Genomic DNA, 21796 nt, shown 5'->3' with positions numbered 1-21796 from the left:
GAATCTCCAGACCCGCGCTAGACGTCGCACTCGCTCTCCTCGCCCGTGTACGAGAACGTCACCGACACGCTCTCCGACAGCGCCTGCGTCGATCCGGGCTCGGGCGACTGCCGGATGATCTCGCAGTCCGCGTACGTCCAGTCGAAGACCCCGCGCTCCTCCCCCGACTGGTCCACGCCCGCGAAGCCCGCGGCCTCCACGGCCTGGTGCGCGTCGGCGGTCGACATCCCGACCAGGTTCGGCACTTCGCCCGTGGGCGCGCTCTCGGTCGTCGGCTCCTCCTCCGAGGAGGTCGCCTCCTCGACCGGCTCCTCCGGCCCCTGGGCGCTCTCCTCGGGGGTGGGCGACTCCGACGGGCTCGCGCTGGCCGATTCGGAGGGCGTCGCGCTCACGTCGGGCGCAGCGGCGGTGGCGATCTCGGAAGTCGTTGCGGCGGAAGCGCTCTCACCGTCTCGCGCCACGTCCTCGGTCGAGTCCCCGTCGCCCAGTTGGGATCCGAACGCGGCGCCGGCGCCGACGACGACCAGCAGCGCCGCCGCGATTACGACCGCGCGGCTCTGCCCGCGGCGGCGCGGGGCCTCCTCTTCGTCGACGAACGGCAGCTCCCGCGTCGCCACGGGGGCGGCCTCGGCCGCGAGGACCTTCGCGTTCGGGGCGGCGAGCACCGGTTCGAGGCCGAACCGGCGGCGCAGCGTCGTCGCCGCGAGCGGCGTCCGGGACGCGCCTCCGGCCATGAGCAGGCCCGCGAGTTCGGCGGGGTGGACGCCCGCCTCGGCGAGGGTCTCCTCCAGGACGTCGGCGGTCGTGTCGACGAGCTCGCCGACGCGCGACTCGAACTCCTCGCGCGTCAACGGCATCTTGATGTCCGCCGCGGGCACGGTGATGACGGTGAAGTCCCGTTCGGACAGCTGCTCGCGGGCCTGCGTGATCTTCTCCAGCAGGAGCGCGCGCAGCTGCCGGTCGCCCGCCTCGGACGGGTCGGCGATGCGCGACCACAGCCGCACGCCCGCGTCGGGGTGGCGGCCGGAGAGGTACGCCAGGATGAGGCCGTCGAACTCGGCGCCGCCGATCGGCTCGGTGCGCTCGGCGACGACGACGGCCTGGTTCTCGACACGGCGGACGACGGCGGCGTGGAAGGAGGACCGGCCGAGCCGGTAGACCGCGAACGCGGCGCCGGAGGCGAGGGGTCCTCCGGTCGCACTGGTGAGACTTGCCGTTGCGGCCCCGGGGTCGATCCGGACCGATGCGGCCGGGGGGACGTTGTGCATAGAGCCGAGTCTATGACCGACGCACCTGGCGCCTTCGACCCGTCTTGGTCTGCTTTGGACCGTTTACGCAGCGCGATCAAGGCGGAGTCGCGGACGGGGCCGGGAAGGGATTCCCGGCCCCGTTTCAGGCGTTTCCGTCAGGCCTCAGGGCCTGAAGCCCGTTTCGGGCATCGGCCCTAGCTGCAGCCGCTCGTGGCCCCGCAGCCCTCGCAGGCGTAGCAGGAGCCGGCCGGGCGCATCTTCGTGCCGCAGTTCATGCACAGCGGCGCGTCGGCGCTGCGGGCCTGCGCCGAGTGCAGGAGGTCCTTGCGACGGGACTCCTTCGGCTCGGCCTGGGCCCACTCTGCGACGGCCTCTTCGATGGGCGCGGACGCCCGCAGCGCGTCGAGGTCGACCTCGTGGACCTTCGCGGGGTCGTCCCCGTTCAGCTCCGCGGTGCGCTCGGCGGTGGTGAGGATGCCGAGCGCGGCGCGCTCCTCGTACGGCAGGTAGTCCAGCGCGAGGCGGCGGAAGATGTAGTCCACCAGCGACGAGGCCATGCGGATGTCCGGGTCGTCCGTCATGCCCGCGGGCTCGAAGCGCATGTTCGTGAACTTCTCGACGTACTTCTCAAGCGGCACACCGTACTGCAGCGCGATCGAGATCGACACCGACAGCGCGTCCATGACGCCGGCCAAGGTGGAGCCCTGCTTCGACATCTTCAGGAAGACCTCGCCGAGGCCGTCGTCCGGGTAGGACGAGGAGGTCATGTAGCCCTCCGCGCCGCCCACGGAGAACGAGATCGTCTGCGAGGGGCGCTTCTTCGGGAGCTTGCGACGGACCGGGCCGTGCGTCGCGACGGTCTCGATCGCCTTCTCCACGGCCTCCTCGACCGCCTTCTCGACTTCCTTCTTCTTGGCGGACAGCGGCTGCCCGACCTTGCAGTTGTCGCGGTAGATCGCGAGCGCCTTGAGGCCGAGCTTCCAGCCCTGGTAGTAGACCTCCTCGACGTCCTCGACCGTGGCCGACTCCGGCAGGTTCACGGTCTTGGAGATCGCGCCGGACAGGAACGGCTGCACGGCGGCCATCATGTGCACGTGGCCCATCGGCGCGATCGACCGCTCGCCCATGGCGCAGTCGAACACCGGGTAGTGCTCCTCGGCGAGGTGCGGAGCGCCGACGACGTGGCCGTGGTCGGCGATGTAGTCGACGATCGCGTCGCGCTCGTCCGGCTTGTAGCCCAGGCGGTCCAGGGCGTGCGGCACGGACTGGTTGACGATCTCCATGGAGCCGCCGCCGACGAGCTTCTTGTGCTTGACGAGCGCCAGGTCCGGCTCGATGCCGGTGGTGTCGCAGTCCATCATGAAGCTGATCGTGCCGGTCGGTGCGAGCACCGAGGCCTGGGCGTTGCGCCAGCCGTTGACGGCGCCGAGCTCGTTGCCGCGGGCCCATTCGGCCTTGGCCGCTTCGAGGACGGTGGCGTCGACGTCGCCGAAGGTCTCGACCTCGTCGGCCGCCTTGGCGTGCTTGGCCATGACCCGCTGGTGCGGTTCGGCGTTGAGCTCGTACCCGGCGTAGGGGCCGACGGCCCCGGCGATCTCGGCCGAACGGCGGTAGGACACGCCGGTCATGAGCGCGGTGATCGCGGCGGCGAGCGAGCGGCCCTCCTCGGAGTCGTACGCGTGGCCCGAGGTCATGAGCAGCGCGCCGAGGTTGGAGTAGCCGATGCCGAGCTGGCGGAAGTCGCGCGTGTTGCGGCCGATGGCCTCGGTCGGGAAGTCCGCGAAGGAGATCGAGATCTCCATGGCGGTGATGACGAACTCGACGGTCTTGACGAACCTCTCGACGTCGAACGAGCCGTCCTCGCCGAGGAACTTCATGAGGTTCAGGCTCGCGAGGTTGCAGGAGGTGTCGTCGAGGCTCATGTACTCCGAGCACGGGTTGGACGCGTAGATCCGGTCCGTGTTCGCGTTCGTGTGCCAGTCGTTGATCGTGTCGTCGTACTGGATGCCCGGGTCGGCGCACTCCCACGCGGCCTCGGCCATGCGGCGGAAGACCTCGCGGGCGTCGCGGCGCTCGATCTCCTCACCGGTGGTGCGGGCCTTGAGCGAGTAGTCGGTGCCCTGCTCGAACGCCTTCATGAACACGTCGGAGACGCGCACCGAGTTGTTGGCGTTCTGGTACTGGACCGAGAACATGTCCTCGCCGCCGAGGTCGACGTCGAAGCCCGCGTCCCGCAGCGCGCGGATCTTGTCCTCTTCGCGGGCCTTGGTGTCGATGAAGGCCTCGATGTCGGGGTGGTCGACGTCGAGGACGACCATCTTCGCGGCCCGGCGGGTCGCGCCGCCGGACTTGATGGTCCCCGCGGAGGCGTCGGCGCCGCGCATGAAGCTGATCGGGCCGGAGGCGTTGCCGCCCGACGAGAGCAGCTCGGCGGAGGCGCGGATCTTCGAGAGGTTGACCCCGGCGCCCGAGCCGCCCTTGAAGATCATCCCCTCTTCCTTGTACCAGTCGAGGATCGACTCCATCGTGTCGTCGACGCTGAGGATGAAGCACGCCGAGACCTGCTGCGGCGCAGCGGTTCCCACGTTGAACCACACGGGCGAGTTGAAGCTGAAGTACTGGTGGAGCAGGAGCCAGGTGAGCTCGTCGGCGAAGATCTGGGCGTCCTCGGCGGTGTCGAAGTAGCCGTTCTTGTCGCCCGCCGCGTGGTAGGCCTGCACGACCCGGTCGATGACCTGCTTGAGGCTCGTCTCGCGCTGCGGGGTGCCCAGGGCGCCGCGGAAGTACTTCGAGGTGACGATCTGGGTGGCGTTGAGGCTCCAGAACTCCGGGAACTCGACGCCGCGCTGCTCGAAGTTGATCGAGCCGTCGCGCCAGTTGGTCATGACGACGTCGCGGGACTCCCATTCGACCTCGTCGTACGGGTGCACCCCGGGCTTGGTGAAGACGCGCTCGATCTTGAGGCCTCCGTCGGGGGCCTTGGCTGCGGTCTTCTTCGCTGCGGTCCTGGCTGTCGTTGTCTTCGGCATGTTCCTCGCCCCTGTCTGCTCATGCCTGGTCATGGGAATCGGATGGGTGTGTCGCTGAGGGGGGTTCAGCCGCTATTCTGGGTCGCGCTGCTCTTGGAGGCGCCGTTGCGGGCGGCGTGCTCCTCGCGCAGCTGCGCGATCGCGGCCTCGAAGTCTTCGAGGGATTCGAAGTCCTGGTAGACGGAGGCGAAGCGGAGGTAGGCCACTTCGTCGAGCCGCCGCAGCGGCTTGAGGATCGCGAGGCCCACTTCGTGCGCGGGGACCTCGGCCACGCCCTTGGAGCGGATCTCGTCCTCGACGGACTGGGCCAGCTTCGCGACGTCGTCGGCGTCGACCGGGCGGCCCTGGCAGGCCTTGAGGACGCCGGAGGCGACCTTGCCCCGGCTGAACGGCTCGGTGGCGCCGCTGCGTTTGACGACTGCGAGGATGGACTCCTCGACCGTGGTGAAGCGCTTCTCGCACTGCTGGCAGACCCGGCGGCGGCGGATGATCTTCCCGTCCTCGGCCTCGCGGGAATCCACTACGCGGCTGTCGGGATGGCGACAGTACGGGCAACGCATCGCTAGTCTCCTTACTCAGGCCATCGTCTCGCAGCGGTACGACATTCGATGAGGGGTTCCCTCGCGCCGGTGTCCGTGCTCGGGAGGGAAAGTCTGCCCCTCGCCGATCCCGCAGGTGCGGAAACCCCAACACCTAGTGAGAGACGATACAACAAACCACAAGATCTTGTGTCAAGGATAGCGCAGGAAGCCGTGCCGGATCATGGCGGAGTTCGGAGGCGGGCTCCAGTGAACCAGCGGCGCGCGCACTCTCGTTCACCCGTACGGGTGAACCTGGGTCAAAACACATTCCGAGCAGCGCGGCGACACGCCGGTGTCGCACGAATGTTTGACTTGACACAGCACCTGAGTTACATTGTCGGAATCAGACATACCGTCCCATTTGTCTAACGGGAGCCTTCTGTGGCTAGCGAGACCACAACAGCCCGACCGAAAACGCGCAAGCTCACGCGTCGGCAGCAGCAAGTCCTCGAGTACATCGAGGAGTTCATCAACAACAAGGGCTACCCGCCCAGCGTCCGGGAGATCGGCGCCGAAGTCGGGCTCGCCTCGGCCTCGTCCGTCGCGTACCAGATGAAGCAGCTCGAACGGAAGGGCTACCTCAACCGCCTGGCCGGCCGGCCGCGCGCGGTCGGGGTCCGCCAGTCCACCCCGGGCGGCGTCCAGACCTGCTCGCAGCACCCCCGGCCGCGCTACGTGCCGATGGTCGGCGAGATCGCCGCCGGACAGCCGATCCTGGCCGAGGAGCGCGACTACGACGTCATGCCCCTGCCCGCCGAGTTCGTCGGCGAAGGCGTGCACTTCCTCCTGCGCGTCAAGGGCGACTCGATGGTCGACGCGGCCATCACCGACGGCGACTGGGTCGTCGTGCGCCAGCAGCCGGACGCCCTGAACGGCGAGATCGTGGCCGCCATGATCGACGGCGAGGCCACGGTCAAGACCTGGAAGCGCAAGAACGGCAAGCCGTGGCTGCTTCCCGCCAACACGCTGTACGACCCGATCGACGCCTCAGAGGCCGAGATCCTCGGGCGCGTCGTCGCCGTCCTCCGGAAGATCTGAACCGCGCGGCCTCCGGGCCGCGTGGATACCGCTGCGCTCGGGAGCAGTGCTACACGCGCTGCTCCGGGCGCCGCAGCGTTTCCAGGCCCGGTTAGCGGCCTCTGCCGTAAGTCGTGCCGCCGCCCTCGGGCGGGCCCCAGAAGTCGTCCTCCGGCTCGGCGGGGCGCTGGCCGCCGCCGTAGACGCCCCCCTGAGGCGTTCCGTACGTGTTCCCCTGCCCAGCGGGCGGGGCGGCGGGGCGGGCGCCGTAGACGTTCCCTGAGGGCTCGGAACGGGCCCCGAAGTTCTGGCCCTGGCCGCCGCCCGCGTTGTCGTAGACGCTGCCCTGGCCGCCGCGCTCGAACGCGCCGTACTGCGGCTCCTCGCGGGCCGCGCCGTACACGCTGCCCTGCCCGGCGGGCGGGGTCGCGGGACGGGCGCCGTAGACGTTCCCCGAAGGCTCGGAGCGGGCGCCGCCGTAGACCGAGCCGCTCGGCTCGGACCGGGCCGGGCTCGCGCCGTAGACGTTGCCCGAAGGCTCGGGACGCGCGCCGCCGTACACGCTGCCGGTGCTGCCCCCGCGGGCGATCTGGCCGAGGTCGGGGTCGGGCTGGCCCGAGTCGAGGCCGAGGTCGACCGGGTCGTCGTCGTAGACGCCGCGGTCGTCGCCGAACGAGGACTCCTCGCGGGCGAAGCCCAGCTCGGCGTCGTCGTCGCCGTCCTCCTCGTTCTGCTTGCGGTACTTGCGGATGATGATGATGCCGAAGACCATCGTCGCCATGCCGAGGATCGCGATCGCGGCCAGGATCTTCACGATCGTGCCGATGCCCAGGTCGAGGATGCGGTCGACCAGGCTCGGCCCCGGCTCCTCCGTGCCGCCCCCGGCGGCCTCGTCGCTGGCGGCGGGCTCCTCGGCGGCGGGCGCACCGGGCGTGTAGCCGGTGATGGTCCCGACGGTGCCCTCGCCGTCGACGGACGACAGGGTGTTGAAGTTGCCCTCGGCGTCGTACGCGAGGCCCTGGGCGTCGCCGCCGTCGGCGATCGGCGTGACCACCGGGGTCCCGCCGGTCAGCGTCCCGATCACGTCGCCGTCGACGGTCCACTCGTAGACCGCGTTCGCCGTGCGCAGCGCGACCTTCGAGCCGTCCCCGCTGAGGGCCGCGCCGGTGACCGTGCCGCCCTCGGCGAGCGCCACGGTGCCGACCTGCTCCAGCGGCGTGTTCTCGGTCTGGTTCTCGCCCGGCGGGTAGTACAGGTTCGTCTCGCCGTCTGCGGCGGAGAAGAACAGCGGCTTCTTGTCGGAGGCGTCGGGGATGAGGAACGCCTCGACGTTCTCGGCGGCGTCGGGGAAGACGTACCGGTACGCGACGTTGTTCCCGAAGTCGTCCAGGGAGATCTGGTTGACGGTGATCCAGTCGCGGTCGGTCGCGCCGCCCGTGTCGCCCACCCACATGAAGCCGTCGGCGTCGATCGCCAGCGCCTCGGGGTCGCGCGGCTGGTGGTCGATGAACACCTCGTCCGAGTCGCGCGGGCTGCAGTCCGCGCCGACCCGCATGATCGACAGGGTGTCGTCCTGGTTGTCGGCGGAGGAGACGATGTACCAGCCGTCGCCGTCTGGCGCGGCGGTGATGCCCGACGGGCTCGCCAGTCGCGGGTCGTGCAGGTCGCACACCACTTCCCCGGCGCCCTCTTCCTGGGCGTAGACGGGGGGCGCGGCCGTGACCAGGACAGCCGCTCCTGCTGCCCCGGCGACGATCCGCGCAGGCAGGGCCACACGGCCCACACGGCGCTCTCGCATCAGGCAAGTGTTCCAGAACACGGGGTGTACCGGCCAGGCCCCCCGAGAGACATGTTCAGGACCACTGCGATTCAGTCGGTTTCCAGGACGAACGCTCGCAATTCCCCGGCCAGCGCGTCGTCGACGCGGGCGGTTATGACGCTGCCGTCGCCGCGGTGCTCGGTCGAGAGGACCTCGCCGCGCGAGCGCAGGCGCGAGACCAGGTCGCCGCGCACGTACGGGATGCAGACGGTGAGTGTGGTGTGCGGCTGCGGGAGGGCCTGCTCGATGGCGGCGCGGAGCTTGTCGATGCCTTCGCCGGAGTGGGCGGAGACGAAGACCGCGTCGGGCCAGTCGGATCGCAGCTGGAGGACGTCGTCGGGCTCGACGAGGTCGAGCTTGTTGACGACGACGAGTTCGGGGATCTCGTCGGCGCCGACCTCGGCGAGCACCACGCGGACCGCTTCGGCCTGGCCGAGCGGGTCGGGGTGCGAGCCGTCGATGACGTGGACGATGAGGTCCGCTTCGGCGACCTCTTCGAGGGTCGAGCGGAAGGCCTCGACGAGCTGGTGGGGCAGGTGCCGCACGAACCCGACGGTGTCGGTGACGGTGTACTCGCGGCCCTCGGCGGTGCGGGAGCGTCGTGTGGAGGTGTCGAGGGTGGCGAACAGGGCGTCCTGGACGAGGATGCCCGCGCCGGTGAGGGCGTTGAGCAGGCTCGACTTGCCGGCGTTGGTGTATCCGGCGATGGCGACGCCGGGGACGCGGTTGCGGGTGCGCGAGTCGCGCTTGGTCTCGCGGGTGACGGTGAGCTTCGCGAGTTCGCGGCGGAGCTTGGCGACCTTCGCGCGGATGCGGCGGCGGTCGGTCTCGAGCTTCGTCTCACCGGGGCCGCGGAGGCCGACGCCGCCGTTCGAGCCGCCCTGGCGACTCATGGCGTCGCCCCAGCCGCGCAGGCGCGGCAGGAGGTACTGGAGCTGGGCGAGTTCGACCTGGGCCTTGCCCTCGGCGCTCTTCGCGTGCTGGGCGAAGATGTCGAGGATGAGGGCGGTGCGGTCGATGACCTTGACGTTGATGGCCTTCTCGAGGGCGATGAGCTGGCCCGGGGACAGCTCGCCGTCGGCGATGACCGTGTCGGCGCCGAGGGCTTCGACGGTGTCCTTGACCTCGCGGACCTTGCCGGAGCCGATGAAGGTGCCGGCGTCGGGCTTGGAGCGGCGCTGGATGAGGCCGTCGACGACCTCGGATCCGGCGGTCTCGGCGAGCTGCGCGAGCTCGGCGAGGGAGTTCTCGGCGTCGTCGATGGTGCCTTCGGTCCAGACGCCGACGAGGACGACGCGTTCGAGGCGGAGGCGCCGGTACTCGGCGTCGGTGACGTCTTCGAGTTCGGTCGAGGCGAGCCCGGCGACGCGTCGCAGCGCTTGGCGGGCTTCCAGGTCCAGTTCGCCCGTGGAAGGGGCGGCGGTGGACGGGAAGTCTTCTTGGGAGTTCATGTGGTCTTCGTGCATCACCACAAGCTTGACACGCGGGGGTGACAAGGGCGAGTGATTATGGCCGCGCGTCCGTCCGGGGCCGGTCCGGGATTTGTTCTTATTGTTCACCGGAAGCGGACGCGGGCCGCCCGGACCAGCGGGGACATCGATGCTGGTAGGAGGCGTCACGCCCGGCTTGGGCGCGGGCGGGCCGGGCGCGCGCGGTGGCATGATTCAGAGGTATCGCTTAGGTCCACAACGTGGTGACGATTAGGAGTGGCATGACTGCTGCGCGACTTCCCAGTGCCGGTTTCTCCATCACGGTCCGGCTGGCGCTGTCGGCCGACCCGGGCGCGGCGGGGCGCCTGGCCACCGTCGTCGGCCAGGCAGGGGCGATCGTCACCGCGCTCGACGTGGTCGCCTCCGACAACAAGCGCATGACCGTCGACCTCACGTGCGACACCTCCGACGCCGCGCACGCCGAGCAGGTCACGAACATCCTGGAGGCGATGCCGGACTTCGACGTGAAGAAGGTCTCGGACCGGACCTTCCTCGTCCACCTCGGCGGCAAGATCGAGGTCACTCCGAAAGTGCCCCTTCGCAACCGCGACGACCTGTCGATGGCGTACACGCCCGGCGTGGCCCGTGTGTGCATGGCGATCGCGGAGAACCCGGACGACGCGCGCCGCCTGACGATCAAGCGGAACACCGTCGCGGTCGTGACGGACGGCTCGGCGGTGCTGGGCCTCGGCAACATCGGGCCCGCCGCGGCGATGCCGGTCATGGAGGGCAAGGCGGCGCTGTTCAAGAAGTTCGGCGACGTCGACGCGTGGCCGGTGTGCCTGGACACGCAGGACACCGACGAGATCGTCAACATCGTGGCCGCGCTCGCGCCCACGTACGGCGGCATCAACCTCGAGGACATCGCCGCGCCGCGCTGCTTCGAGATCGAGGCGCGGCTGCGCGAGCGGCTGGACATCCCGGTGTTCCACGACGACCAGCACGGCACGGCGATCGTGGTGCTGGCGGCGCTGACGAACGCGCTGCGCGTGGTGGGCAAGGAGTTCGCGGACGTGCGGGCGACGATCGTGGGCTGCGGCGCGGCCGGGACGGCGATCATGCGGCTGCTGGAGAAGGCGGGGATCGGCGACATCATCCCGGTCGACCGCGACGGCGCGCTGCACTCCGGCATGGAGACCGACAACGAGACGTGGAAGTGGCTGGGGACGCACTTCAACAAGGACGACTACTCGGGCGACCTGTCGGGCGCGGTCGAGGGCTCTGACGTGTTCATCGGCGTGAGCGCGCCGAACATCCTCAAGGGCTCGGACGTGGCGAAGATGGCGAAGGACCCGATCGTGTTCGCTCTGGCGAACCCGGACCCGGAGATCAGCCCGACCGAGGCGGCGCGGTACGCGGCGATCGTGGCGACGGGCCGGTCGGACCAGCCGAACCAGATCAACAACGTGCTGGCGTTCCCGGGCGTGTTCCGGGGGCTGCTGGACGCGCAGGCGCGGGACTGGAACGACGACGCGGCGCTGGCTGCGGCGAAGGCGATCGCCGACTGCGTGGGCGCGGAGAAGGTGAACGCGACGTACATCGTGCCGAGCGTGTTCGACCCGAACGTGGCCCCGGCGGTGGCGGCGGCGGTCAAGCAGGTCATGCGTTAGGACGCGGACGAAAGCCCTGGGAGCCTTCGGTTCCCGGGGCTTTCGCGTGTTCAGCGGGCTTTCCGAAGGAACCCAGGTCCTTCAGGGCCTAGAGGAATTCGGGGCGATTGCCCGCTCGCAGTCCCGCTCCGCGGGACTGCGACCCGAACGTGACCGTGCCCATATCACCCATTCGGGTTGCAAGGGGTTGCTCCTATCAAACAGGAAGCCTATCTTCGTACTTGTGGTCAAACAGGTCGTGCAGGTGAAACTGCTGCCGACGCCGGAGCAGGCGGCGGCATTGGCAGCGACGCTGCGCGCGGTCAACGATGCCGCGAACTGGGCCTCGCAGACCGCTTTCGCCTATGGGGTGCCGCGCGAGTACGCGCTGCGCCAGCACACCTACACCGAACTGCGCGACCGTGGGCTCGGTTCGCAGGTCGCACAGCTGGTCATCAAGAAGGCCTGCCACGCATATGCGCCCATCGCAGGGCTCATCAAAACCGGTCGCCTGCAAGGCAACCGCGCAGCGAAGGCGACATCGAAGCCAGTTGTCTTCCGCGCTGACGCGGCCCAGGCCTTCGACGACCGATGCCTGTCATGGGACCACGATGCATGCACGGTCTCGATCTGGACCGTCGCCGGGCGAATGCGCGGCATCCGCTTCACCGGTCACCCCGACCACCTCAAGATCCTTGCGGCCCACCGCCGTGGCGAGTCGGACCTGGTATTTCGCGACGGCACCTGGTACCTGTATGCCACGGTCGACATCGCCGATGCCGAGGCGAACACCGACCCGATCGATTTCGTCGGGGTCGATATGGGGATCGTGAACATCGCCACGACCTCCGATGGCGACAATCATTGTGGGGCGGGTCTGCGGCGGTATCGAAGGCGGATGGCGAAGGTCCGCGCCGAGTTGCAGGCGAAGGCCACGAAGTCGGCGAAGAAGAAACTCAAAGCCCGCTCGCGCCGCGAGGCGCGGGCGGTCAACGACATCAACCACCGGATATCGAAGCAGCTCGTGAGCGTGGCTGAACGCACCGGGCGGGGTATCGGCATAGAGGATCTTGCCGGTGTCCGTGACCGGGTACGGCTCCCAGCCGCCCAGCGAGGCGAGCTCAACTCGTGGTCGTTCCACCAACTCCAGACCTACATCGCCTACAAGGCGAAGCGGGCCGGTGTCCCGGTGGTCGTGATCGACCCCCGGAACACTTCGCGCCGGTGCCCGCGCTGCGGGCACACGGCCAAGGCGAACCGTCCGAACCAAGCATCTTTCGCCTGTCGGCGCTGCGGTCTCGCTGGACCCGCCGACCAGGTAGCCGCGATCAATATCCGTGACCGCGCACGCATGACCTGGGCTGCAGTCAACCAGCCTATTGTCGCCGATACGCTGCAGCCAGCGGCGGACACGAGCGACAAGCCACCGGCTTCAGCCGGTGGTAGTTGACATCCGGAAGGTGCCCTCGGCGACGATCACGGCGGGGCCGGTCAGGTAGAGGGTCTCGTCGGTGACGTTGATCGTGAGCGTCCCGCCCGGGACGTCCACTTTGCACACACCGGTGTCCTGGCCCGCGTGCCGCAGGGCCGTCGCGCCGACCGCGCACGCGCCGGTGCCGCACGAGGCGGTCTCGCCGACGCCGCGCTCGTGGACGCGCATCCGCACATGCGGGGCCGTGCCCACCACGAACTCGACGTTCACGCCGTGCGGGAACACGCCTGTGTCGTAGCGCGGCTGGTGGTAGAGCTCCAGCGCCTCGAGCTCGGCGTCGTCGCCGAGGTGGCACACCAGGTGCGGGTTCCCCATCGACACGGCCTGCCCGGGCCAGGTGAACCCCTCGACCGAGGCCTGCGAGGTCGGCCCGAACTCGGCCGAGCCCATGTCGACCCGCAGCTCGTCGCCCTCGACGCGCACGGTCTTGATGCCCGCCCGCGTCGCCACCGGGATCTCCGGGCCTTCGGCGAGGCCCTTCTCAAGCAGGTAGCGGACGAAGACGCGCACGCCGTTGCCACACATCTCGGCGATCGAGCCGTCGGCGTTCCGGTAGTCCATGAACCACGCCGCCGCCGGGTCCTCCGAGGGCGCGACGCGCAGCAGCCCGTCGCCGCCGATCCCGAACCGGCGATCGCACAGGAGCGCCACCTGGGCGTCCTTCAGCGGGAGGGCGTCCTGCAGGTCGGGCACGATCACGAAGTCGTTCCCCGTGCCGTGTCCCTTGGCGAAGTCGATGGTGGTCACTAGGCAATTGTGCCCCACCGCTCCCGCGCTAGCCTTATGCCGTGACTGAGACGACCGACGCCGGGCCCCTCGCCGACCTGAAAGCGAAGTTCCCCAACGGGGTGTGGACCACCCGCGCCAACGCGCGGCTCCAGGACGCCCTCATCGAAGGCGCCGGCCTCGGCCGCCTCCAGGCCGCCGTCGGGTGGGCCGCGCGCATGCAGGCCACCGAGGCGCCCGTGCCCTTCGCTTCGCCGCAGATGCTGCTGTTCGCGGGCGAGTACCCGGACGGCTGGGCGACCGGCGACTACGCGCCCGTCGAAGAGCAGGCCGAAGCCCTGGAGAAGGGCGAGGGCGCACTCGCCGACCAGGCCTCCCGCGCCGGACTGCCCGTCACCGTCGTCCGCACGCCCGCCAGCGAAGGCGTCGAGGGCCCGCTCCTCGACGAGACCGAGCTGAACGAGGCCCTGCGCCTCGGCCGGGAGACCGCCGACCGCGCCATCGACGCCGGAGCGGACCTCCTCCTCATCGCCGGGCTCGGCGCGGGCGCCGCGACCGCCTCGGTCGCCGTCTGCTCCTTCATCGCCAAGGACGACATCACCACGTTCCAGCCGCAGCTGCGCGCCCCCGGCGGCACGGTCGCCGACGCCGCCTGGATGGGCCGCATCGCCGCCCTGCGCGACCACCTCGCGTTCAACCGCGGCTTCAAGCGCAGCCCCGAAGCGCTCGTCGCGCGCCTCGGCGGAGCCCAGCTCGGCACCATGGCCGCCGCGATCTTCACGGCCGCGACCCGCTCCACGGCGATCCTCATCGACGGCCCGGCCGCCATGGCCGCCATGATGATCGCCCGCGACTTCGGCCTCGCCGCGCCCAAGTGGTGCTACGCGCCGAACCGCTCCGGCCACCCGGTCGTCGTGAAGCTCGCCAAGCAGGGCGGCCTCGCCGACGACCTCGGCTTCGACCTCGACCTCCCCGACGCCGCCGCGCTGCCGCTCGGCTGGGACCTCCTCCAGCAGAGCCTGCGCATTTCGCAGTCGCTGCCGATGCCCGCCAAGGAGGAACCGGAGCCGACGCCCGCCGCGACGGCGACCGCCGCCGAACCGGCTGCCGCCGAGGCCGAAGCCGCTGGGACCGAGACCGCACCGGCCGCCGAGGCCGAACCTGCTGCGGCCGAACCCGCCTCGGCCGACGAGGAGAAGCCCGCCGACGCATGAGCGACCCTCGGGCGCTCGTCGAGGCGCTGAACGACTGGGCCCGTCGCACCGAATGGGTGGACTGGGTCGAGATCGGCGGCTCCATCGGACGCGGCGCAGGCGACGAACTCTCTGATGTGGACGCCGGAATCGGCGTCCACGGGCTCGCCGACCACCCCGACCGCGTCGACGAGGCCCGGGCCGCCATCGCCGCATTCGCGCCGGTCGCCGCCGCCCTCGCCCAGCTCATCGCGGGCGCGACCACCCACCTCGTCTGCGTCTACGAAGACGGCCGCCAGCTCTCGCTCGTCGTCCTCGACGCCGAAGCCAGGAACGGCCTCCCGCCGCAAGCCGTTGCGACCGTCGACAAGTCCGGCCGCCTCAGCCAGACGCTCGACCGGGACCGCTGGGACCCCGACGAGGCCGCCGTCCGCGAATGGGCCTTCCTCGCCTGGATCGCGATCGGCGACGCCGCCCGCCACCGGCACCGCGGCCGCACCTGGAGGGCGCTCAAAGCCCTCACCGACGCCCGCGACCACCTCTGGCAGCTCTGGGCCCACGCCAACGGCCTGGTCTACCCGCAGTTCGGCGCAGTCACCGTCGAGAACGCCGACGCCGAACCCCCGCCCGGCATCGAAGCGACCCACCCGGCAGACCTCAGCGCCAAGGAGTTCCACCGGGCCCTCACCGCCCTCGCCCGGCTCCTCCAGCCTTACACGACAGGCGACCTCGCAGCCCTGGCCGCCACCGTCGAACGCCGTCTCGCGCTGCTCGTCGACAGCGTGACCAGTGGGAACGAATGACGCGTCGGTAGACTCGGCCGACATGAGCACCGCCCGGCTCCTCCTCGCCCTCGCCGACCTCGCCCCGCAGCCGACGCCGCAGCGCCTCGAACGCGACCACCTCGGCGACACATGCGCCTGGGGCGACCTCGGCACCGTGCGCGACGGCGGCGACCTCGCCAAGTACGACGAGCTCCACCGCGACGAGCGGCTGCTGCGCCAGGGCTGGGGCGTGGTCATGGGCCGCACCGAGATCGACGGCAAGACCCGCCGCGTCCAACTCCCCCTCGTCAGCCGCCCTGTCAGGCTCCAGACCGACCCGAAGAACGCCTTCCAGCAGATCGTGATCCCCGCCGGAGACCTCGAAGTCCACAGTGAACTCGAAGGCACGGAACTCGGCCAGAAGCTCCTGGCCGTCTTCGACCCGGAACCGGGACCGGCAGCCGAACCGGACCTCGACTGGTTGACGGAGGCCGCCAAAGCGGCCGGGTTCGAAGCGGTAGCCGTCTGGCACATCCCGTCGCAGGCCGAGCGGAAGCGGCTGGTCGTCGTCCCGAAAGCCGTCGTCTACATCGCTCCCGAGGTCAACCCGTCCTCACTGGCGACCGGCCTGCGCGACTGGTCGAAACGACCGGGGATCGACCAGACCGCGCTCGCGGCCATGCACGACCCCGTCGACGCCGAGCCCGAACCCGACGCCCGCCCGCCGCGCTGCCCCCTGCCGCTCAGCGGCGAGCAGGCGGCCGCAGTCGTCCAGGCCCGCACCGCGCCGGTCACCGTCGTCGCGGGCGCGCCCGGCTGCGGGAAGAGCCACACGCTCGCCGCGATCGCGCTGGACGCCATAGCGAACGGGCAGTCGGTGCTCATCGCAACGCAATCCGTCCACGCCGCCGACGTCCTCGCCGACCTCCTCGACCGCCACCCCGGGCCGCTGCCCGTCCACTTCGGCGACTCCGAACGCCGCGACCGGTTCCTGACCCGCCTCAACACCGGAACCGGCAAGGGCCGCAAGCGCCGCGAGGTCGAACGGCACCGCGAAGCCGCCGACGAAGCGGTCGCGTACGCCGCCCGCGTCGAAGCCGAGATCGCGACCTGGCTCGACCTCGAGACCCGGCGCGGGCGCGTGCAGGACCTGCCGGTGTTCCTCCTCGACGACTTCCCCGGCCTCCGCGACGCCGACCTCGACGAGGCCGAACGGCTCCTCGACCGCTCCCAGCGCGACGGATCCTGGTGGCAGCGCCTGCGCGCCCGGTTCGCCGCCAAGCGACTGCAGCGCCTCGCGGGCACCGAAGGCACCCCCGCCGCCATCGCCCGGGCCCTCCGCGCCGCCCGCGACCAGCGCGACACCGCCCGGCTCGCGGCCGCCGGAGGACTGCGGCTCGCGCCCCTGTGGCGGAGCCTCGGATCTGCCGATGCCGAAGCGGCGCAGGCGATCGGCGAGGCGCTCCGCATCGAGTCCGGTTCCGCGGACCGCCGGGACGCGGCCGCCCGCAAAGCACTTGCCGAACTCGGGACCGCGCTGCGCAGCGGAGGCCGACCGCAACGACGGGCGCGGCTCGAGAGCATCGACGTCGCGGCGCTCCTGCGCGCCATGCCGCTGTGGATCGGCACCGTCGCCGACGTCGAGGACGTTCTTCCCGCCCGCGCGGGCATGTTCGACCTGGTGATCCTCGACGAGGCCTCCCACATCAACCAGCTCCGCGCCGCCCCGGTGCTCGCCCGCGCGCGCCGGGCGGTCGTCGCGGGCGATCCCCGGCAGCTGCGGTTCGTGTCGTTCGCCAGCGCGGCGCGCACGGAGGACGTGCTGGAGCAGCACGGTCTCTCCGATCGTCTGGGGCAGTTGGACATCGGCAAGGTGAGCGCCTACGACCTCGCGTGCGGGGCCGGGCCGGTGGTCGAGCTGACCGAGCATCACCGCAGCGTGCCGCACCTCATCGGGTTCTCGGCCGCGAAGTTCTACCACGGCCGGGTCAAGCCGGTCACCACGCATCCGCGCAACCACGAGGCCGACGTGATCACGGTCCACCGGGTCGCGGCGAAGTCCTCTAAGGATGGTGTGGTCGAGGCGGAGGTCGCGCGCTCGCTCGACCTGCTCGGCGATCTCGTCGACTCGGGCGCGACCGGACTGGCAGTCGTCTCGCCGTTCCGGGCGCAGGCCGAGGCGATCGAGGCGGGGATCCTGAAGCGCTTCGACCTGGAGACGATCCGCCGCCACCGGCTGCGGACCGGCACGGTGCACGCGTTCCAGGGCAGCGAGTCGGACACGCTGATCATCGCGCTGGGCGTCGCCGAGGGTGATCCGGCGGGGCGGCGGCGTTTCGCGGCCGGGCCGAACCTCTTCAACGTGATGGTCACGCGGGCGCGCGAGCACTTGCACGTCGTCACGGCCGTGGGCGAGACCGACGGTCTGATCGGCGAGTTCCTGCGCTACGCGGACCGGCCGCCGCGTTCGCCGGTGAACGGCGACGCGGTCGGGCAGTGGACGGCGAAGGTCGCCGACGCCTTGGAGGGCGCGGAAGTGGCGGTGCGCCAGGCGTATCCGGTCGGCCATTGGTCGGTGGACCTGGTCGTGGGCGACGGCGAGCGGGCGATCGGCGTGGTCACCGAGGTCCACCCGGACGGCCCGGCGGCGCACGTCGCCCGTCACCGGGCCCTGCTGCGTGCGGGCTGGCGGGTCGAGGAGGCGTTCCCGTCGGCGTACGGCGACGACCCGTCACGCGCCGCGATCGACGTGCTGGCCGAGCTTCGCGCTCATTGAAGGATGTCGTCGCCTTCGGGTTTGCGGATCTGGCCCCAGGAGACGACGAGCTGCATTCCGAGCAGGTTGATGATGACCGCGATGCCGTAGAGCAGGCCTGCGGCGCCGAGGCTGGTGAGGAACATGCCGACGCCGCCGACGATCCCGGCGGCGATGCCCAGGACGAAGACGGCCACTGCCAGCACGGTCAGGCCGCCTGAGGCCTTTCCGGCGCGGTTGAGGGCCTTCTCGACTTCACCATCGAATTCGCTCATCGGCTCAGGGTAATGAGTTCGCGGCGTGCTTGATGGCCTCCGCGACGGAATCGGCGGTGCGGGTCGGCGCGTAGTCCGTCTGCGACCATGCGCGTCCGAGGTGGAGCCAGACGCTGCGCAGGCCGAGCCGGTGCGCGCCGAGGATGTCGGCGTCGTCGCGGTCGCCGATCATCCAGGCGCCGTCGAGGCTCGCGCCGACGGCTTCGGCGGCGGCGTGGAAGATGCCGGGTTCGGGCTTGCGGGAGCCGACGCCTTCGCTGACGACGGTGGCGTCGACGAGCCGGTCGAGGCCGGCGGCGGTGATCTTGCCTTGCTGCTGCCAGTCGACGCCGTTGGTGACGATGACGACCTGGTGCCCGGCCGCGCGGACTTCCTGCAGTGCGGCGACGGTCTCGGCGGTGACGCGCGCATGCTCGCGCGCACCGCGCCGCAGGAACGCGATGATCTCGGCTTCGTCGAGGCCGACCGGGTACCGCTCGATGATCGCCTGCGCCACGACGGTCCGCGTAACGTGCCCGGAGCCGTCGACCGACATGACCCAGTCGACGTCTTCCGCGGGGAGTTCATGCGCGGCGAGGAATTCGGTGACGCCGGTCCGGAAGGCGGCGTCGCGGTCGATGAGCGTGTTGTCCAGGTCGATCATCAAGAGCGTCATGCGGAGGATGCTACGGAGCGCAGCCGACTGCGGCAAACGCGTTCCCACGCCGGCAACGTATGCACCGCATGGCCGCGTTTCCCGATAGGGTCTGGGCATGTCTCGCGATGGTTGGCTGCCGCCGGAGGAGTGGATCGGGCGGCGGCCGAAAGTGGTCGTCTCAGCGGGTGCGCTGTTCACCGATGATGTCGGGCGGGTGCTGGTGGTCAAGCCGAACTACCGGGACCACTGGCTCTTCGTCGGCGGCGGCCTCGACGAGGACGAGACGCCCGAGCAGGCCTGCCGACGCGAAGTCAAGGAGGAGATCGGCCTCGATGTCGAGGTCGGTCGGCTTCTCGTCGTCGACTGGACGCTGCCGAGCCGCGAGCGGCCGCTCCCCTTGCTCGTCTTCCTTTTCGACGGTGGCGCCATCCGGCCCGAGCAGATCCGCCTCGACGGGGACGAACTCGATGAGTTCCGGTTCGTCCCCGTCGATGAGGCTCTGAATCTCCTGTCGAGGAGCGGTCGGCGGCGTCTGCCGGTCGCGCTCGAGGCCAAGCGGACCGGCACTACCCGCTATCTCTCCTGACCCGACTCGGTCAGAACGTGTTGATCGCTTCGGGCAACGGAACTGCTAGAACAGCACGGCCTTGATCGTCGCGGCGGCGGTGACCGTCACCGCGAACCACGCGCTCGCGTAGATCCAGTGCCCGCGCCTGAGCACGATGACCGACAGTGCGAGCGGTGCGCTCACGACCAGGATCAACCGGCCGACGACCCCGGCGATGAGCCAGGTGCGGATCGGCGCGAAGTCGACCGGGAGGTCGGCCGGGAGCTCGGCGAGGAGGGCGTCGCCGGTGAGCAGCCCCGCGGCGATGTTCATCATCCAAGGGGCGGCGACGAACAGCCAGACCGCCACGACGGCGTAGGCCGCCCGGAACCGGCGGCTCTCCGGCGACAGGAAGGTCCAGACGCCGAGCGCCAGCATCGGCCCGCTGGTTGCCAGCGCCCAGTAGACGAACATCAGGTTTTCCGAATTGCTGACTTCGAGTGGCGTGCAACGGCTGAGGATCGAGCCCGCCTCACCGCAGTTCAGCGGATCGAACGCGGCGATCGAGGGGAGCCCGACGAGCCAGGCGATGAGAATGAGGGCGACGATCGGACCGAGGGCAGCGGTCCGTCGTGCGTAGAGAGAGGTACTAGGCACGAGCAGACATTAGCGCAGGTGTTCGCAGCCTCACGGGGGCGGATGCGGGTCGATTCGCGACAGGCCGCGTCCGCTTCGCGGCCGCTGCGGCGGCCGCGAAGCGGACTGCACCGCACCTTAGAGCGGAGGCTCGCTGATCGCTTCGGGCCAGGTGATCTCGGACGGGTCGGGGTTGCGGTGGAGGCCTTCGAAGGCGCCCTTCAGGAGGTGCTGGCGGGTGGCGGCTCTGGCGACGAGACGGGCCACTTCGATGGCGCCGGTGGCTTGGAAGTGGGTGTTGTCCTGGACGCCGTCGGGGTAGTGCTCGTGGCCGGGGTCGATCCAGAGGAAGTGGTCCTTGGTGCCTTCCTCGCCGAGCTGGCCCCAGAGGGCGAGACTCGCGGCCTGGAGGTCGATGAGCGGGACGTCTTCCTCTGCTGCCAAGGCGCGCATGGCTTCGGGGTACTCCCCCAGGGTCTCGACGGGCTTGCCGTCCTTGAAGCGGCGGCGTTCGACGGAGGTCACCAGGACCGGGTTGGCGCGGTGGAGGCGGGCGGTGTCGATGTAGCCGCGCAGGTACTGCTGGTAGGTCGTGTACGGGTCGGTGCCGCGGTTGGGGTCCTCGATCTTGGCGTCGTTGTGGCCGAAGGAGATCAGGAGCCAGTCGCCGGGTTCGAGGTTCGCGGCGATCGCGTCGAGGACGCCCTTGTCGGTGTGGCTCTTGGAGCTCGCGCCGGACCAGGCGCGGTTGTCGACCGTGACGCGGCCGGTGAGGAAGACGTCGAGGGCCTGGCCCCAGCCCGCCCGGGGCGAGCGCCATGCCGCGTAGGTCGAGGCGGTCGAGTCTCCGGCGATGTGGATCGTGAAGTCGTGGGCCTTCGGGGCGGGCGCGTCGGGTTCGTCCTGCGGGGTCCAGTCGCCCAAGTAGCCCTCCGTGGTGTGTTCGGCCGCTTCGTCTTCGCTCAGTTGGCGCGGCCGGGTGGCCGGGTCGACGACAGCGGCGCCGGGGCCGATGTTCGCGTACTCGGCGTACCGCTGGTCCTGCCAGGGGTGGCCGCTGCTCATGACCGTGTACGGCGCGGCGGCGTCGATGCCGGGGCCGAGCCAGCTGTCGCGGATCGTCAGGGACGGCCAGGCGGTCGGGTTGGAGCTGGGGACCCACGGCCGGGAGAGCTTGTACTGGGCGTCGCCCGCCGCGGAGGTGACGCGGCAGCCGGTGGCGAGGTAGCCGTGCTCGAACTCGCGGGAGGTCGAAGGGGCCCATGGCATGCCCTTCGGCGTGAAGGTCACGTCGCGTTCGACGCAGTGGATCTCGCACCGGTCGAAGACGGCCGTGCCGCGCCCGAAGATGAAGTCGACGTCGCCTTCGATGTGGCAGTGCCGGTAGTACTGCCGCGCGGCGGTCGCCACGGCCGGGGAGTCGGCGTACAGCGTGTCCTGGTGGCCGAGGAAGCGGCAGCGGTAGAACGCGGAGCGGTCGCCGCGCACGCGGCAGGCCACGGCCTGGGTGCCGCTCATGCCGGGGTGGTCGGTGCGCAGCCAGTCGTTGGCGAAGGTGACGGCGTGCGCGGTGAAGCCGGGGGCGTCGAGTTTGACGGTGGCGGACGCGGCGGTGCCGACCGTGGTCCCGTCGGGGTTGAGGGTGCCCGCGGCGAGGTCGTAGACGATGACGACGTCGCCCGGGTCGTCGGTCGCGCCGATGAAGGTCAGGTCGGCTTTCGCGACCTGGACGAGCTCGCGGTAGGCGCCTGCGGCGATCACGACAGTGGAGCCGGGTGCGGCGGCGTCGACGGCCGCCTGCACTGTCGTGTGGTCGCCGCGGCCGCCCGCGTGCACGTAGCGGGTGTCGTCGGTGAGCCGGTCGTCGGGGGATCCGTAGCGGCCGAAGGCGCCTCGGTGGGCTTGGGCCGCAACGGGGATCGCGGTGGCGGCGGCCGTGGCGGCACCGGCGGCGAGGAGGAGTCGGCGAGAGAGTGGGGGCATGGCGACTGCTTTC

17 protein-coding genes are annotated in these 21796 nt (G+C 70.5%); 7 read left to right on the top strand and 10 right to left on the bottom strand.

Annotated elements, in window-relative coordinates; translation table 11 throughout:
* Positions 1-17: 17 nt before the first annotated feature.
* The 3 genes from ACGGCP_RS08475 to nrdR form a co-directional block, all read right to left on the bottom strand.
* A complete protein-coding gene (locus tag ACGGCP_RS08475; protein ID WP_392962957.1) occupies positions 18-1268 on the bottom strand; it encodes an Hsp70 family protein in 1251 nt (416 codons plus the stop codon).
* Positions 1269-1444: 176 nt separating this feature from the next.
* Positions 1445-4279, bottom strand: coding sequence for a vitamin B12-dependent ribonucleotide reductase (locus ACGGCP_RS08470; RefSeq protein WP_392962955.1), 2835 nt, complete (start codon positions 4277-4279; stop codon positions 1445-1447).
* A gap of 65 nt (positions 4280-4344) precedes the next feature.
* Positions 4345-4839 (bottom strand): transcriptional regulator NrdR, encoded by a 495-nt coding sequence (gene nrdR, locus ACGGCP_RS08465; protein WP_392962953.1) that lies wholly within the window; start codon positions 4837-4839, stop codon positions 4345-4347.
* Between the two features lie 402 nt (positions 4840-5241).
* On the opposite strand from nrdR, the gene lexA reads away from it, so the two are divergent.
* Entirely contained in the window at positions 5242-5898 is a 657-nt protein-coding gene (lexA, locus tag ACGGCP_RS08460; protein WP_392962950.1) for a transcriptional repressor LexA, read from the top strand.
* Positions 5899-5989: 91 nt separating this feature from the next.
* On the opposite strand, the gene ACGGCP_RS08455 is transcribed toward lexA, so the two are convergent.
* Positions 5990-7675 (bottom strand): hypothetical protein, encoded by a 1686-nt coding sequence (locus ACGGCP_RS08455; protein ID WP_392962947.1) that lies wholly within the window; start codon positions 7673-7675, stop codon positions 5990-5992.
* A gap of 71 nt (positions 7676-7746) precedes the next feature.
* Positions 7747-9147, bottom strand: a complete 1401-nt coding sequence (hflX, locus tag ACGGCP_RS08450) for a GTPase HflX (RefSeq protein WP_392962944.1) — start codon at positions 9145-9147, stop codon at positions 7747-7749.
* 260 nt (positions 9148-9407) lie between these two features.
* On the opposite strand from hflX, the gene ACGGCP_RS08445 reads away from it, so the two are divergent.
* Positions 9408-10796, top strand: a complete 1389-nt coding sequence (locus ACGGCP_RS08445) for an NAD-dependent malic enzyme (protein WP_392962941.1) — start codon at positions 9408-9410, stop codon at positions 10794-10796.
* 223 nt (positions 10797-11019) lie between these two features.
* On the top strand, positions 11020-12225 hold the full coding sequence (locus tag ACGGCP_RS08440) for an RNA-guided endonuclease InsQ/TnpB family protein (RefSeq protein ID WP_392962939.1): 1206 nt from the start codon (positions 11020-11022) through the stop codon (positions 12223-12225).
* Here the strand turns inward: ACGGCP_RS08440 and dapF are convergent.
* On the bottom strand, positions 12208-13005 hold the full coding sequence (gene dapF / locus ACGGCP_RS08435; protein WP_392963582.1) for a diaminopimelate epimerase: 798 nt from the start codon (positions 13003-13005) through the stop codon (positions 12208-12210). The genes ACGGCP_RS08440 and dapF overlap by 18 nt on opposite strands.
* Positions 13006-13055: 50 nt before the next feature.
* Between dapF and ACGGCP_RS08430 the strand changes: the two genes are divergently transcribed.
* From ACGGCP_RS08430 to ACGGCP_RS08420, 3 genes are read left to right on the top strand one after another with little or no spacing between them, the layout of a single operon-like run.
* Positions 13056-14207: a nicotinate-nucleotide--dimethylbenzimidazole phosphoribosyltransferase gene (locus tag ACGGCP_RS08430; RefSeq protein WP_392962936.1), complete on the top strand. Its 1152-nt coding sequence runs from the start codon at positions 13056-13058 to the stop codon at positions 14205-14207.
* Positions 14204-14989: a hypothetical protein gene (locus ACGGCP_RS08425; protein ID WP_392962934.1), complete on the top strand. Its 786-nt coding sequence runs from the start codon at positions 14204-14206 to the stop codon at positions 14987-14989. The genes ACGGCP_RS08430 and ACGGCP_RS08425 overlap by 4 nt, the downstream gene beginning before the upstream one ends.
* A gap of 22 nt (positions 14990-15011) precedes the next feature.
* A complete protein-coding gene (locus tag ACGGCP_RS08420; protein WP_392962931.1) occupies positions 15012-17726 on the top strand; it encodes an AAA domain-containing protein in 2715 nt (904 codons plus the stop codon).
* Here the strand turns inward: ACGGCP_RS08420 and ACGGCP_RS08415 are convergent.
* Positions 17720-17980: a hypothetical protein gene (locus ACGGCP_RS08415; RefSeq protein ID WP_392962929.1), complete on the bottom strand. Its 261-nt coding sequence runs from the start codon at positions 17978-17980 to the stop codon at positions 17720-17722. The two genes, ACGGCP_RS08420 and ACGGCP_RS08415, sit on opposite strands and share 7 nt — an antisense overlap.
* Before the next feature lie 4 nt (positions 17981-17984).
* Positions 17985-18635, bottom strand: a complete 651-nt coding sequence (locus tag ACGGCP_RS08410) for an HAD family hydrolase (protein ID WP_392962926.1) — start codon at positions 18633-18635, stop codon at positions 17985-17987.
* A gap of 97 nt (positions 18636-18732) precedes the next feature.
* On the opposite strand from ACGGCP_RS08410, the gene ACGGCP_RS08405 reads away from it, so the two are divergent.
* A complete protein-coding gene (locus ACGGCP_RS08405) occupies positions 18733-19203 on the top strand; it encodes an NUDIX domain-containing protein (RefSeq protein WP_392962923.1) in 471 nt (156 codons plus the stop codon).
* A gap of 45 nt (positions 19204-19248) precedes the next feature.
* On the opposite strand, the gene ACGGCP_RS08400 is transcribed toward ACGGCP_RS08405, so the two are convergent.
* Positions 19249-19821, bottom strand: a complete 573-nt coding sequence (locus tag ACGGCP_RS08400; RefSeq protein WP_392962920.1) for a hypothetical protein — start codon at positions 19819-19821, stop codon at positions 19249-19251.
* Between the two features lie 117 nt (positions 19822-19938).
* Positions 19939-21783 carry a pectinesterase family protein gene (locus ACGGCP_RS08395; RefSeq protein ID WP_392962917.1) on the bottom strand — a complete coding sequence of 615 codons (1845 nt, stop codon included), beginning with the start codon at positions 21781-21783 and terminating at the stop codon, positions 19939-19941.
* Between the last annotated feature and the right edge of the window lie 13 nt (positions 21784-21796).

The organism is Glycomyces sp. NPDC048151, assembly GCF_043202775.1.
Classification (GTDB): domain Bacteria; phylum Actinomycetota; class Actinomycetes; order Mycobacteriales; family Micromonosporaceae; genus Glycomyces.
This window is presented reverse-complemented; position numbering and strand designations above follow the sequence as displayed.

Excerpts from the sequence above, each read along its gene's own strand:
- ACGGCP_RS08410 (WP_392962926.1), bottom strand. The coding sequence starts at position 18,635 with ATGACGCTCTTGATGATCGACCTGGACAACACGCTCATCGACCGCGAC.
- ACGGCP_RS08475 (WP_392962957.1), bottom strand. The coding sequence starts at position 1,268 with ATGCACAACGTCCCCCCGGCCGCATCGGTCCGGATCGACCCCGGGGCC.
- ACGGCP_RS08455 (WP_392962947.1), bottom strand. The coding sequence starts at position 7,675 with ATGCGAGAGCGCCGTGTGGGCCGTGTGGCCCTGCCTGCGCGGATCGTC.
- ACGGCP_RS08425 (WP_392962934.1), top strand. The coding sequence starts at position 14,204 with ATGAGCGACCCTCGGGCGCTCGTCGAGGCGCTGAACGACTGGGCCCGT.
- ACGGCP_RS08415 (WP_392962929.1), bottom strand. The coding sequence starts at position 17,980 with ATGAGCGAATTCGATGGTGAAGTCGAGAAGGCCCTCAACCGCGCCGGA.
- hflX (WP_392962944.1), bottom strand. The coding sequence starts at position 9,147 with ATGAACTCCCAAGAAGACTTCCCGTCCACCGCCGCCCCTTCCACGGGC.
- ACGGCP_RS08445 (WP_392962941.1), top strand. The coding sequence starts at position 9,408 with ATGACTGCTGCGCGACTTCCCAGTGCCGGTTTCTCCATCACGGTCCGG.
- nrdR (WP_392962953.1), bottom strand. The coding sequence starts at position 4,839 with ATGCGTTGCCCGTACTGTCGCCATCCCGACAGCCGCGTAGTGGATTCC.
- ACGGCP_RS08395 (WP_392962917.1), bottom strand. The coding sequence starts at position 21,783 with ATGCCCCCACTCTCTCGCCGACTCCTCCTCGCCGCCGGTGCCGCCACG.
- ACGGCP_RS08420 (WP_392962931.1), top strand. The coding sequence starts at position 15,012 with ATGAGCACCGCCCGGCTCCTCCTCGCCCTCGCCGACCTCGCCCCGCAG.
- ACGGCP_RS08405 (WP_392962923.1), top strand. The coding sequence starts at position 18,733 with ATGTCTCGCGATGGTTGGCTGCCGCCGGAGGAGTGGATCGGGCGGCGG.
- ACGGCP_RS08470 (WP_392962955.1), bottom strand. The coding sequence starts at position 4,279 with ATGCCGAAGACAACGACAGCCAGGACCGCAGCGAAGAAGACCGCAGCC.